General features: G+C 71.9%; 12 protein-coding genes. 9 read left to right on the plus strand and 3 right to left on the minus strand.

Translation table 11 applies throughout. The features are described 5' to 3' along the window. The first annotated feature begins 199 nt into the window (after window positions 1-199). Window positions 200-2,422 carry a glycoside hydrolase family 95 protein gene (locus GTY47_RS15365; protein ID WP_010033634.1) on the plus strand — a complete coding sequence of 741 codons (2,223 nt, stop codon included), beginning with the start codon at window positions 200-202 and terminating at the stop codon, window positions 2,420-2,422. A 194-nt stretch (window positions 2,423-2,616) separates the two neighbouring features. Here the strand turns inward: GTY47_RS15365 and GTY47_RS40240 are convergent, their stop codons facing one another. Further along, on the minus strand, window positions 2,617-2,763 hold the full coding sequence (locus tag GTY47_RS40240; RefSeq protein ID WP_010033636.1) for a hypothetical protein: 147 nt from the start codon (window positions 2,761-2,763) through the stop codon (window positions 2,617-2,619). Between the two features lie 138 nt (window positions 2,764-2,901). Here GTY47_RS40240 and GTY47_RS15370 point away from each other — a divergent pair, with 138 nt between their 5' ends. The 3 genes from GTY47_RS15370 (at window position 2,902) to GTY47_RS15380 (ending at window position 5,542) form a co-directional block, all read left to right on the plus strand. Continuing rightward, a complete protein-coding gene (locus tag GTY47_RS15370; protein ID WP_010033637.1) occupies window positions 2,902-3,330 on the plus strand; it encodes a hypothetical protein in 429 nt (142 codons plus the stop codon). 239 nt (window positions 3,331-3,569) lie between these two features. Then, window positions 3,570-5,210 (plus strand): phosphoglucomutase (alpha-D-glucose-1,6-bisphosphate-dependent), encoded by a 1,641-nt coding sequence (gene pgm, locus GTY47_RS15375; protein WP_010033642.1) that lies wholly within the window; start codon window positions 3,570-3,572, stop codon window positions 5,208-5,210. Between the two features lie 44 nt (window positions 5,211-5,254). Beyond that, on the plus strand, window positions 5,255-5,542 hold the full coding sequence (locus GTY47_RS15380) for a zinc-ribbon domain-containing protein (RefSeq protein ID WP_010033654.1): 288 nt from the start codon (window positions 5,255-5,257) through the stop codon (window positions 5,540-5,542). 33 nt (window positions 5,543-5,575) lie between these two features. Here the strand turns inward: GTY47_RS15380 and GTY47_RS15385 are convergent, their stop codons facing one another. Next, complete coding sequence (locus GTY47_RS15385) at window positions 5,576-6,295, minus strand: winged helix-turn-helix domain-containing protein (RefSeq protein WP_029180743.1); 720 nt, start codon at window positions 6,293-6,295, stop codon at window positions 5,576-5,578. A 66-nt stretch (window positions 6,296-6,361) separates the two neighbouring features. On the opposite strand from GTY47_RS15385, the gene GTY47_RS15390 reads away from it, so the two are divergent. The 3 genes from GTY47_RS15390 to GTY47_RS15400 all read left to right on the plus strand — a co-directional run bounded on the left by GTY47_RS15390 (window position 6,362) and on the right by GTY47_RS15400 (window position 8,913). After that, entirely contained in the window at window positions 6,362-6,991 is a 630-nt protein-coding gene (locus GTY47_RS15390; protein WP_029180744.1) for a flavin reductase family protein, read from the plus strand. 145 nt (window positions 6,992-7,136) lie between these two features. Continuing rightward, the gene (locus GTY47_RS15395; RefSeq protein ID WP_010033658.1) at window positions 7,137-7,619 is read left to right on the plus strand and encodes an SRPBCC family protein; all 483 of its coding nucleotides are present in this window, start codon (window positions 7,137-7,139) and stop codon (window positions 7,617-7,619) included. A 376-nt stretch (window positions 7,620-7,995) separates the two neighbouring features. Further along, on the plus strand, window positions 7,996-8,913 hold the full coding sequence (locus GTY47_RS15400; protein WP_102514955.1) for a peptidase: 918 nt from the start codon (window positions 7,996-7,998) through the stop codon (window positions 8,911-8,913). 115 nt (window positions 8,914-9,028) lie between these two features. Here GTY47_RS15400 and GTY47_RS15405 read toward each other — a convergent pair whose 3' ends face one another. Next, window positions 9,029-9,892 (minus strand): LLM class flavin-dependent oxidoreductase, encoded by an 864-nt coding sequence (locus GTY47_RS15405; protein ID WP_010033664.1) that lies wholly within the window; start codon window positions 9,890-9,892, stop codon window positions 9,029-9,031. Between the two features lie 151 nt (window positions 9,893-10,043). Between GTY47_RS15405 and GTY47_RS15410 the strand changes: the two genes are divergently transcribed. Both GTY47_RS15410 and GTY47_RS15415 read left to right on the plus strand, forming a co-directional pair. Continuing rightward, window positions 10,044-11,528, plus strand: coding sequence for a cytochrome P450 (locus GTY47_RS15410; protein WP_010033667.1), 1,485 nt, complete (start codon window positions 10,044-10,046; stop codon window positions 11,526-11,528). A gap of 167 nt (window positions 11,529-11,695) precedes the next feature. After that, window positions 11,696-12,286, plus strand: coding sequence for a HEAT repeat domain-containing protein (locus GTY47_RS15415; RefSeq protein WP_010033670.1), 591 nt, complete (start codon window positions 11,696-11,698; stop codon window positions 12,284-12,286). Window positions 12,287-12,626 lie beyond the last annotated feature (340 nt).

The raw sequence follows: 12,626 nt of genomic DNA on the forward strand, positions 1-12,626 counted from the left end.
CCCTTGTCATGAGCCTTGTCATCCGATTCATCGGACCTCTATGGTCCTCGGCATGTCTCATGAGTCGCAGGACCTCTCACGCAGAACCACCCTCAAAGCCGCGGCAGTTGGAGCAGGTGGACTTGCCGTGGGTGGTTTGCCGACCGGTACCGCTCAAGCTGCCTCTGGACAAGCATCCGATGTATCGAGAGCTCCTCTGGTGCTCTGGTACACGGCGCCGGCCGACGACTGGGAACGCCAGGCACTGCCCGTCGGCAACGGCGCGCTCGGGGCCATGGTGTTCGGCTCGATCGCCTCCGAGCGCGTCCAGTTCAACGAGAAGACGCTGTGGACCGGCGGCCCGGGTTCGGTCCAGGGCTACGACCACGGCGACTGGCGTGAGCCCCGCCCCACGGCCATCGACGCCGTGCAGGACGACCTCGACACCCGGCGACGGCTCGCCCCGGAGGACGTCGCCGGCCGGCTGGGACAGCCGCGCGTCGGCTTCGGCGCGTATCAGACGTTCGGCGACCTGTACCTGGACTTCCCGGGCACGCCCACTCCTGAGGCGTACCGCCGGGAGCTGGCTCTCGACACCGGTGTCGCGTCGGTCGCCTACACCCACCGACAGACCCGACACCGAAGAGAGTTCTTCGCCTCCTTCCCGGACGGGGTGATCGTGGGCCGGATCGGCGCCGACCGGCCCGCCGGCATCACCTTCACCCTGCGCTACACCTCCCCGCGTGGCGACTTCACCACCACCGCGACCGGCGGACGTCTGACCGTACGCGGCGCGCTGAAGGACAACGGGCTGCGCTTCGAAGCGCAGGTCCAGGTCCGCAGTGACGGCGGGGCCGTGACGTCCGGCGCCGACGGCACGATCACCGTCACCGGAGCCGACAGCGCCTGGTTCGTGCTGGCCGCGGGCACGGACTACGCCGACACCCACCCCGACTACCGGGGCGCGGACCCGCACCCGGCCGTCACCCGCGCCGTCGACCGGGCGAGCAGCCGCGGATACGACTCCCTGCGGGCCCGGCACATCGCCGACCACCGCACCCTGTTCGCCCGCGTCACCCTCGACATCGGCCAGTCGGCCCCGGCGGAGGTCCCCACCGACCGGCTGCTCGCCTCGTACACGGGCGGAACGAGCGCCGCGGACCGCGCCCTGGAAGCCCTGTTCTTCCAGTACGGCCGCTACCTGCTCATCGCCTCCTCACGGGCCGGTTCGCTGCCCGCCAACCTCCAGGGCGTCTGGAACCACAGCACCTCGCCACCCTGGTCGGCCGACTACCACGTCAACATCAACCTCCAGATGAACTACTGGCTCGCCGAGGCCGCCAACCTCCCCGAGACGACTGTCCCCTACGACCGCTTCGTCCAGGCCCTGCGCGCCCCCGGGCGGCACACGGCACGGCAGATGTTCGGCTCACGCGGCTGGGTCGTGCACAACGAGACCAACCCGTACGGCTTCACCGGTGTCCACGACTGGGCCACCGCCTTCTGGTTCCCGGAGGCCGCGGCCTGGCTCACCCAGCAGCTGTACGAGCACTACCGGTTCGGCGGTTCCACCGACTACCTGCGCACCACGGCCTACCCGGTGATGAAGGAGGCCGCCGAGTTCTGGCTGGACAACCTGCGCACCGACCCGCGCGACGGCAGGCTCGTCGTCACCCCCAGCTACTCGCCCGAGCACGGCGACTTCACGGCCGGCGCGGCCATGTCGCAGCAGATCGTGCACGACCTGTTCACCAACACCCTGGAGGCCGCCCGCGTCCTCGGCGACTCGCGCGACTTCCGCCAGCGGGTCGAACAGGCCCTGGCCCACCTCGACCCGGGCCTGCGCATCGGCTCCTGGGGCCAGTTGCAGGAGTGGAAGGAGGACCTGGACGACCCGGCCGACGACCACCGGCACGTGTCGCACCTGTTCGCCCTGCATCCCGGACGGCAGATCGAACCCGACAGCCGCTGGGCGGAGGCCGCGAAGGTCTCCCTGACCGCCCGCGGCGACGGCGGCACCGGCTGGTCCAAGGCCTGGAAGATCAACTTCTGGGCCCGGCTGCACGACGGCGACCACGCGCACAAGATGCTCGGTGAACAGCTCAGGTCGTCGACGCTGCCCAATCTCTTCGACACACACCCGCCCTTCCAGATCGACGGCAACTTCGGCGCCACGTCCGGAGTCGTGGAGATGCTCCTGCAGAGCCAGCACGGCGTGATCGAGATCCTCCCCGCCCTGCCCTCCGCCTGGCCGAGCGGCTCGGTCCGCGGTCTGCGCGCTCGTGGCGGCGCGGTCGTCGACATCGACTGGACCGACGGGAAGCCCACGCGCATCGCGCTCACCGCGACCCGCACCCAGCGGCTGACGGTGCGCAGCGGGCTGCTGAAGGACGGTGAGACCACGTTCAGGGCTGTCGCCGGCCACCGCTACACGTGGCAGTGACGCCCGAACGCCGAGGGCCGGGATCCGTGGTGGCGGTCCCGGCCTCGGCCGAGTGCGGGTGGTGCGTGCGGCGGGAATGAACGCTCGCGGCTGGGGCGGGTGGGGGAGTGGCGCGGTGACCAACGGGTTTGATGCCGGCACGGTGCCTGGACCCGGCCGGGTACCGAGTCGCGTGGGTGGCCGCGCTGCCCCGGTCAGCGGTGGCCGCGGAGCTTGCCCAGCAGCCGCTGGGCCTTGGCCCGGTTGCGGGGATCGGCGGCGGCCCGCCGTGCCTGCTCGACGGCCCGCCGCCCCTGCGGGCTCCGGGCGAACTGCTTGATGCGATTCAGGATGCCGGCCATGGTGCACTTCCCTCGTGTTCCGACGTCGTCTTGCCTGTAGCTCGCTTACCCCTCCGACGAGGTGCTCAGCCCTTCGCCCGCCCGGACGGTGCGCGACCGAACGTGTTTGCCGCGGGAGTCAGAGGCAAGTCGGAGTCCATGACCGAAGAGAACAAGCGCACGAATCAGAAGCCGACCACCATACGGGCGACGGAGTCCAAGACCCGTCGCACGGCGGACAAGGCGACCGCGCCGACGACCCGGGCCGCGAAGCGCGCGGCCACCAAGGCCGATGACGCGGCGTCAGCCGTCAAGGCCGGCGCCGAGCGCTCCGCCGAGACGACGACGGCGGCCGTGCAGACCGCGGCCAGGAGTGTCGAGGCGGGTCGCCAGGCGGTCGTCGCGGCCTCGGGTCACGTCGCCGCCTCGGCGAAGACGGCCTGGACGGCGATCGCTCACCGCAAGGCCGTCGCCGCGGGCGTCGGGGCCGGCCTGACCGTCCTGAGCGCCGCGTCGTACGCGGTGGGGCGCCGCGCCGAACGCCACACGCACGGCCCGCTCACCCGGTTCACCGGCGGGCGGATCTGACCCGAGGCGAGGGCGCCGGCAGGACGCCCACCAGGCCGGACGGCGGCGCGGTGCATCACCGGGTGTCCCGGGGGTACGCGGCGCCGCCTCCACGTGGTGCCTGACCCGGTCCTGCGGTTCGCCGCGTGGCATGGCGCACATCCGGCACTCACAGCGGTGCCCCTCTCGCGCGTCACGGCTGTGACGAGGAAGGATGAGAGCGCAAGCGAAGGATCACACCCATGTGGAGGAGCGGGCCCATGCAGCACGAGCGAGCGGGCAGTCCGGCCGGTCCCGAAGATCTCGTCGATGTCGCTCGGCTGGTCACCGCGTACTACGCGCTCCACCCCGACCCGGACGACCCGGGGCAGCGCGTCACGTTCGGGACCTCCGGACACCGCGGTACCTCACTGGCCGGCGCGTTCAACGACGACCACATCGCCGCGACCAGCCAGGCCATCTGCGAGTACCGCACGGCCCAGGGCACCGACGGCCCGCTGTTCCTGGGCGCCGACACCCACGCCCTGTCGGAGCCCGCGCGGGTCACCGCGCTGGAGGTGTTCGCCGCCAACGAGGTGACGGTGCTGATCGACGAGGCGGACGGCTACACGCCGACCCCGGCCGTCTCACACGCCATCCTCACCCACAACCGGGGCCGCACCACCGGCCTCGCGGACGGCGTCGTCGTCACCCCGTCCCACAACCCGCCCGGAGACGGAGGGTTCAAGTACAACCCGCCCAGCGGCGGCCCCGCCGCCTCCGACGCGACCTCCTGGATCCAGGACCGGGCGAACGAGATCATCCGCGGCGGTCTGAAGGACGTACGGCGCATCCCCCACGCCCGGGCCCTCGCCGCGCCCACCACCGGCCGCTACGACTTCCTGGGCACCTACGTCACCGACCTGCCCGGCGTGCTCGACCTGGACGCCATCCGCGCGGCCGGTGTGCGCATCGGGGCGGACCCGCTGGGTGGGGCGTCCGTCGCCTACTGGGGCCGGATCGCCGAACAGCACGGTCTCGACCTCACCGTGGTCAACCCGTACACCGATCCCACCTGGCGGTTCATGACGCTGGACTGGGACGGCAAGATCCGCATGGACTGCTCGTCGCCGTACGCGATGGCCTCGCTCATCGAGCAGCGCGACCGCTTCGACGTCGCCACCGGCAACGACGCCGACGCCGACCGGCACGGCATCGTCACCCCCGACGCGGGCCTGATGAACCCCAACCACTACCTCGCCGTCGCGATCTCCTATCTGTACGCCCACCGCGACCGCTGGCCTGCCGCCGCCGGTGTCGGCAAGACCCTGGTGTCCTCCGCCATGATCGACCGGGTCGCCGCCGACCTGGGCCGCGAACTGGCCGAGGTGCCCGTCGGGTTCAAGTGGTTCGTCGACGGACTGGTCGGCGGCACCATCGGCTTCGGCGGGGAGGAGTCGGCCGGGGCGTCCTTCCTGCGCCGGGACGGCTCGGTGTGGACCACGGACAAGGACGGCATCATCCTGGCGCTGCTCGCCTCCGAGATCACGGCGGTGACCGGGAAGACCCCCTCGGAGCACTACGCCGCACTGACCGCCCGCTTCGGCGAACCGGCGTACGCGCGGATCGACGCCCCGGCGTCCCGCGAGGAGAAGGCCCTGCTCGCCAGGCTCTCCCCGGCCCAGGTCAGCGCGGACACCCTGGCCGGGGACGCGGTCACGGCGGTGCTCACCGAGGCCCCCGGCAACGGCGCACCCATCGGCGGTATCAAGGTGGCCACCGACAACGCCTGGTTCGCGGCCCGCCCCTCGGGCACCGAGGACGTGTACAAGATCTACGCCGAGTCCTTCCGCGGCCCGGACCACCTCCGCCAGGTCCAGGAGGAGGCCAAGACAGTGGTACTGACGGCACTTTCTGCCTGAGCACGGGACACTGGAGGAAGATCCGACCCGGGAAGGACCGTCACGTGATCATCTTCGGCACCAAGGGGTACCTGTACCAGCTGGCGATACTGACGCTGGTCTGCGGCCAGTGCGGCAACCCCGCCGCGCACACGCTCAGGAAGCGCGTCACGAAGTTCACGCTGTTCTTCGTGCCGCTGTTCCCGATCTCTACGAAGTACCTCACGCAGTGCACCTTCTGCGGAGCGGAACAGAAGGTGACCAAGGAACAGGCCGAGCAGTTGCAGGCCCAGAGCGCGAGCGGCGACGGCGCCCAGACGCACGGGCAGCCGCAGCAGCAGCACCGGTTCTGAGCCCGGCCGGGCCTCTCGGGGCGGGGGAGGTGCTCAGCCGGTCGTGAGCACCTCGTCCGCCAGGCCCAGGTGCCGTCGGAAGGCGTCGCGCCCCCGCTCCGTCAGTCGCACGACCCGGGACCCGTCGCCGGGCACGAGCCAGGACGCCTCCAGCGCGCGGTGGAACACGGCGGCGGCCACCGCGCCCGCCAGGTGCGGGCGCTGCTCCGTCCAGTCCAGGCAGGTACGCACATGCGGACGGGCCGCCGCTCCCGCGTCCGCGATCCCGAGACCCGACAGCCATACCGCGCCGGACGCGGTGAGTGCCGGGCCGGACTCCCAGGACAACAGCCCCCGAGCGGTCATGGCATCGGTCATCGCCACGGCGAGGGAGCCGCCGAGATGGTCGTAGCAGACACGGGCGAAGCCGACGGCACGGTGCCGGCGGGCAGCGGTGAGCGAGCGGACCGGGACCAGCCGGCGGGGCGCCCTGGCCGCCAGCGCCTCGATCATCTCCGCGACGCCGGGGTCCGCCAGACGCACATGGCGGTGCCGGCCCCGGCGCTCCTGGGCCAGCAGACCACCGGCCACCAGCCGGTTCAGATGGCTCGTGGCCGTGGACGGCGCGACACCGGCGAGGCGGGCCACCTCGGAGGCCGTCCAGGCACGGCCGTCGAGCAGGGCGAGGCAGATCGCGGCGCGCGTGCGATCGGCCAGGAGCGCGCCCAGCGAGGCGAGATCGGGTTCTTCGGCATGGACGTCGAGGCTGGTCACCGACCGATTGTCCCCGGCCGACACTTCGACGCGCATCGAAACGTCCCGCCCGTAGCGTCCTGGGCCATGACGACCCACACCCACCGAGTGATCCGGCCGAGCGTCCTCTACTTCGGCACGCCCGTCGTGCTGCTGACCACCGAGAACGACGACGGCACCGGCAATCTCGCCCCGATCTCCTCAGCCTGGGCCCTGGGGCAGCACATCGTCCTGGGCATCGGCAGCGAGAGCCGGACCGTGCGCAACCTCGCCCAGCGCCCGGAACTCGTGATCAACATCGCTTCGCCCGAGCTGTGGGAGCACGTGGAACGACTCGCCCCGCTCACCGGCGCCGACCCGGTACCGGAGGCCAAGCGGGCGCTCTACCGCTACGAGCCGGACAAGTTCGCGGCGGCCGGGCTCACCCCGGTCGCCGCCGACCTCGTGAAGCCGCCGCGCGTCGCCGAGTGCGCCCTCCAACTGGAGGCCCGGGCTGCCGCGCTGACGCCCGGCGGAGCGGGTCTCTTCTTCAGCGTCGAGTGCGAGGTGTTGCGCGTCCACGCCGCCGACCGCGTCGTCGTACCCGGCACCCACCACATCGACCCGGCCGTCTGGAGCCCCCTCATCTACAACTTCCGCCACTACCACGGCCTGGCCCCAGAAGTCGGCCACGGCTTCCGCTCGGAGACGGCCAGGGCGACCGCCCCCGCCGTCTGACCCTCCCACGCCGTGACTTCCTTTCCCCGACGGCACGCGACCGTGTGGCAACCGGAAGATCCCGGGTACTCGTCCGCCACGGGCCCGGACCTGTGTGTGGGCCGATGGGCCTCCAGCAGTCGATCAGGAAAACGGAGGCATACAGATGAGCACCGTCAAGGAAACCGTGGAAGTCGACGTTCCCGTCCACACCGCGTACAACCAGTGGACCCAGTTCGAGGAGTTTCCGAACTTCATGGAGGGCGTCGAGGAGGTAAGGCAGCTCGACGACCGTCACAACCACTGGACCACCAAGATCGGCGGAGTACGGCGCGAGTTCGACACCGAGATCGTCGACCAGCTGCCCGACGAGCGCGTCACATGGCGCACGACCAGCGGAGACACCAACCAGAAGGGCTCGGTCCGCTTCGAGCGCGTCGACGACACCCACACCCGCGTGGAGCTCGTGCTGGACGTCGAGCCCAGCGGAGCCGTGGAGAAGGCCGGGGACATGCTCGGAACGATCGACCGGCGGGTCAAGGGCGACATGAAGCGCTTCAAGCAGTACATCGAGGAGCGCGGAGCCGAGTCCGGCGCCTGGCGCGGCCGTATCCAGCCCGGCGGCGGCACCGGCCCCACCCCCCTCTGACACCCGGGGCCCCGCTCACCCGGACCCGGCCTCCACCACAGACCCGGTGGAGGCCGGGTTCTTTTGTGCCCGGGTCCGACGCCGACCGGGGCCTCGACATGCCCGCATCCCGATGCGCCCGTGTCCCCGACGCGGGGAATGTGTGGCGTTTTCGGTCATCTCGATGGCATGCACCTGTCCAAATCGTTCTCCCGGTGGCACGCTGCCCTCTGGTTCGCAGTGACACCCCTGCCTGACCGGGTGGCTGAGCCCCCACCGCCCGGCCCCCACAGCAGAAGGAGACCGCGTGACAGGCACACTCCGTAGCCTTCGCCCCTCCGGCAGCGGCACCCGTGTTCGTCGCACCGCCCTCGGCGCACTCGCCGGCGTCGCCGCACTGCTGGCGACCGGCGTCGCCGCCACACCGGCGAGCGCCGCGCCCGACCCGGGAGCGGTGGCGCCCTCGGCGCGGGAACGCGCCCTCGCGTTCTGGACCCCGCAGCGGATGCGCGAGGCCACCCCGCTCGACGTCCTGTCCGTCGACCGTTCCGACGTGCAGGCCTCGGCACCCCGCAAGGGCAAGGCGACCGTCGTGGCACCCAGCACGCCCGCCGCCGACCCCGGTCCCCTGGCGATACCCAACGGCGGCGGCCCCTGGACAGGGGGCGGCGCGGTGACCAAGACCGCGGGGCGGGTGTTCTTCACCTACCAGGGACGCACCGCCTCCTGCTCCGGCAACGCCGTCACCAGCGCGAACAAGAGCACCGTGATCACCGCGGGCCACTGCGTGAAGCTGGAGGGGGCCTGGCACACCAACTGGGTGTTCGCGCCCGGCTACCACGACGGGCAGACCCCGTACGGGAAATGGACGGCGGCCAAGACCCTCTCCACACCGCAGTGGACGGCCAGTGAGGACATCAACTACGACATCGGCGCGGCCGTGGTCGCCCCTCTGGACGGAAAGAAGCTGACCGACGTCGTCGGCGGCCAGGGCCTGGCCTTCAACACCGGCTACAACAAGGCCATGTACGCCTTCGGCTTCCCGGCCGCCGCTCCCTACGACGGCGAGAAGTTCATCTACTGCAGCGGCACGACCTACCGGGACTTCCTGCTGTCCAGCGACCACGGTCTGACCTGCGACATGACCGGCGGCTCCAGCGGCGGCCCGTGGTTCACCCAGTTCGACGAGGCCACCGGGACCGGCTTGCAGTCCTCGGTGAACAGCTTCAAGTACAACTTCCTGCCCAACGCCATGTACGGCCCGTACTTCGGCGCGGACGCGCAGAACCTGTACCAGAGCGCCCAGTCGTCCTGAGCCTGGGGCAGCCGGGAGCCGGGTCCTCCTCCGGACGGTGGGGAGGCCCGGCTCCCGGGCGTCGCCGCGCAGGCGGAACCGGCCACCCAGGGGTGGGTGAGGGTGCGCCGGCGGTTCAGCCGGTCGCCTCGGCGAGCAGTCCCACCTGCTCCAGCCCCGACGCCGCGGGTACGAAGATGAGTTCGTCACAGCCGGCCGCGGCGAACGAGTCGGCGTACGACGTCACCATCTCCGCACTCACCGCGGCACTCGCCGCGATCTGGGCGGCGGCGTCGCCGAGGAAGCCGTAGTAGTGCTGGAGGTAGTCGTCCGCATGGGCCCGGGCGTCCGGGCCGAGCGCGAAGTACGCCAGCGCCAGCTTGCGCGGCGCGCCGCTACGCCCCGCCTCCTTCCACGCCGCATCGACACCGGCCGACGCCTCGGCGAACATCTCCGGCGTGCCACCGCCCATGATCCAGCCGTCGGCCAGCCGGGCCACCCGCCGGAAGCTCGCCTGGGTCGACCCGCCCAGGACGAGCTCGGGACCACCCTCACGCACGGGTTCCGGCCCGATCGCACCGGCGACCCCCCGCTCCTCGCCCGACCAGACGCGTTTCATCTCCGCCAGCTGTTCCTCAAGCCGGCGCCCCCTGCCCTCGGTCGGCAGACCGCTCGCCGCGAAGTCGTCGTCACGCCCGCCCAGACCCACACCGAGCACGAACCGCCCACCGGAGAGCCGGTCGACCGAGGCCGCCTGCTTCGCCAGCAGCGCGCTGTTCGTGTACAGCGGCCCCAGCAGCACGCTCGTCGTCAGCCGGATCCGGCTGGTGACCGCCGCTGCCGCACTCAGCGCGACCAGCTCCTCGTACCCCGGGTAGACCAGCCGTCCGATCGTCCCGAGCGTGCTGAACCCCGCCTCCTCGGCCCGCCGGGCCCACTCCACGAGAACCGAACCCTCGGTTCCGGGAACCGTGTTGGGAAGGCCTATACCGATGTCCATCTCCACCTCCGGTCTTGAGAGGGGGAGCACCTACCCACCCGGTGCCGGGCGAACCGGATGTGACGCACTGATCACCGAGAGAGGGAATTCCGCGATAGCGCGGTGGGCATGCATCGATCGTTTGTCGCCCCCACAAGGAGTGAAACCGGCCATGAACGCTCCCGCGACGTCCCCCACCCGCACCGCCCCCGGAGCCCTCCCTCTCGTCGGCCACGGCCTTCAACTCGCCCGCAGCCCCCTGCCGTTCATCAGCTCCCTGCGCGCGCACGGACCCGTGGTGCGCATACGGATAGGCCCCACCCCGGCCTACGTCGTCACCGATCCCGCCCTGACCCGCAAGGTCCTGGTGACCGACGCCGCGCACTACGCCAAGGGCGGCAAGATAATCGACGCCCTGCGGGTCTTCTTCGGCGACGGGCTCGCCACGATCGCGGACGGCGACGCCCACCTGCGCAACCGGCGTCTGATGCAGCCCATGTTCAACAAGGCGCACATCGCCGGCCGCGGCGACGCCATGATCGAGCAGGTGACGGCCATGGTCGGCGCATGGCCCGAGGCGCGGCCCCGCGATGTGTACGAGGACATGAACGAAGTCACGCTCGCGGCCTTCCTCGTCGCCCTGTTCGGCGCGGACCTGCCCGAGCACCTGGAGGGCGAGTTCACCGCGCTGATGCCGGAGATCATGAAGGGAACGATCCGGCAGACCATCCTCCCGCCCTGGGTCACCAGGCTGCCGCTGCCCGCCAACCGGGCGCACGCGCAGCGCGTGGCCCGTCTGCGCGCCCTCATCGACCAGGCCATCGACCACCGCGCGAGCCGGGGGACCGGCACCTACTCCGGCGCCCAAACGGTCCCGGACACCGCAGGGTGCCCGCACGCGGCGGCCCGCGAGCAGCAGACCGGCCTCTTCGACACTCTGCTGACCGCCGAGGACCCGCTGACCCGCCAGCAGCTCCAGGACGAGGCCATCACCCTGCTGACCGGAGCGATCGAGACCACCGGGACCACGCTGGCCTGGACGCTGTACGAGATCTCCCGTCATCCGCGGATCGAACGGCGGCTGCGCGAGGAACTCGCCACCGTCTGTGGTGACCGCCCCCTGCGCTACGGCGACCTCGAACACCTCCCGTACGCCCGCCAGGTGTTGCAGGAAGCCATCCGCAAGTACGGGCCGGCCTGGCTGGTGACCCGGACCGCCACGCGCGACATGGACCTGGGCGGGCACCTCGTGCCCCAGGGCGCCGACGTGGTCTGGAGCCCCTACCTCCACCAGCACGACCCCGACGTGTTCGCCGGCCCCGACGCCTTCGACCCGGACCGCTGGACACCCGAGAACGTGTCGGCCACGCGCGGCTCGTTCCTCGCCTTCGGCGACGGCCGCCGCAAGTGCATCGGGGAGAACTTCGCCTGGGCCGAACTCCAGATCATCCTCGCGACCGTCCTGAGGACCTGGCAGTCCTTCGAACTCACCTCCCCGGCGCCCCGGCCCCAGGCCGTGGTCACGGTCAAACCGGACCGCCTGACCATGGAGTTCCGCCGGAAGGCGGCAACCGCGCAGCCCACGAGCGGCAGCCCGTCCCACGAGGTGATCGTTCCGGACCCCGGCCCGGACACCCCCACACCGTCCGGCAGTTGACACCACCGAGCGGCAGCAGGACCCGCACCGGATCCGCCCGCCGTCACCGGGCAACCTTCCCCCGGCTCGAAGGTCTCCCTCCCGGAGATGGCCATGGGACCGGACCGTCAGATCGCTTTCTTCCTGCGCGAGTCGGCGGCACCGGACTGGAGCGGCGCGCGGCGGCGGTGAAGGGGCTGGGCAGGACGGGCGGGGCCGGGTACGTCCGCGTCCTCACCGAGGCGGCCGGCGACCCCGCGCCCCGGGTGCGCGCGGCCGCCGCCCTGGCCCTGGGCCGGCTCGGGAACCCCGCGGCGGGCTCCGAGGTGCTGCTCCCGCTGATGGAGGACGCGGACCCGCGCGTACGGCGCAGAGCCTCGGTCGCCGCCAGGCGGCTGGGACTCGAAGGCCCCGCTGTCACAGAGGCCTCCGCACGGCCGCTGTCCGACCCGGACCGCCACCTGCGGATCAACGCCCTGGACGGCCTGGCCGCGCTGGGCGTACCCGGGGACGTCACGGCCCTGGCCGCGCTGCTCGGTGACCCGGACTCCACCGTGTGGGGGCGCGCCCGGAGCCCCGTGAACCGGCTCAGGGACGACACAGCTGTGCGGGCGGAGGTGATCAGCACCGCCCGCCAGGGACCGGGCACCGCCCGCGTGCGGGCCCTGGACCTGCTGCCGGACCGCTGCACCGAGCAGCTCCTCGACTCGCTGCTCACGGGACGGAGGTGGCCGCATACCTGCTGCGCCGCCTCGGAACCCTGGGCGACGAGCGGGTGACCGGACCGGCGGTGCGGTGGCTGCGCGACCCCGAAGCCGGGGCATCGGCCGCACGCGCCTTGGCGGAAGCGGCCCCGGCCACGGCCGCCGCCCACCTGCGCACGGTCATGGCCGACCGCACCGTCCACCCCCGCCCCCGGGCCGCCGCGGCCACGGCCGTCGGGGCCGGCGGCGGATGGGACGCCGTCTGGCTGCTGCTGCCCCTGCTGGACGACCCCGACGACGAGGTGCGCGCCGGTGTGATCGACGGTCTGGGAGAACTCGTCGGGAACGGGCTCCGCTTCTGGGAACGCCGTCCTGTGGCGGGCCCTGGTCGCCGTTCTCGCCGCCGGCGGACAGC

It is taken from the genome of Streptomyces sp. SID5464, assembly GCF_009862985.1.
GTDB classification, from domain to species: Bacteria; Actinomycetota; Actinomycetes; order Streptomycetales; family Streptomycetaceae; genus Streptomyces; species Streptomyces chartreusis_D.

Coding starts and splice junctions, on each gene's coding strand:
- GTY47_RS40240 (WP_010033636.1), bottom strand. CDS start 2,763: ATGGCCGGCATCCTGAATCGCATCAAGCAGTTCGCCCGGAGCCCGCAG.
- GTY47_RS15370 (WP_010033637.1), top strand. CDS start 2,902: ATGACCGAAGAGAACAAGCGCACGAATCAGAAGCCGACCACCATACGG.
- pgm (WP_010033642.1), top strand. CDS start 3,570: ATGCAGCACGAGCGAGCGGGCAGTCCGGCCGGTCCCGAAGATCTCGTC.
- GTY47_RS15390 (WP_029180744.1), top strand. CDS start 6,362: ATGACGACCCACACCCACCGAGTGATCCGGCCGAGCGTCCTCTACTTC.
- GTY47_RS15395 (WP_010033658.1), top strand. CDS start 7,137: ATGAGCACCGTCAAGGAAACCGTGGAAGTCGACGTTCCCGTCCACACC.
- GTY47_RS15405 (WP_010033664.1), bottom strand. CDS start 9,892: ATGGACATCGGTATAGGCCTTCCCAACACGGTTCCCGGAACCGAGGGT.
- GTY47_RS15410 (WP_010033667.1), top strand. CDS start 10,044: ATGAACGCTCCCGCGACGTCCCCCACCCGCACCGCCCCCGGAGCCCTC.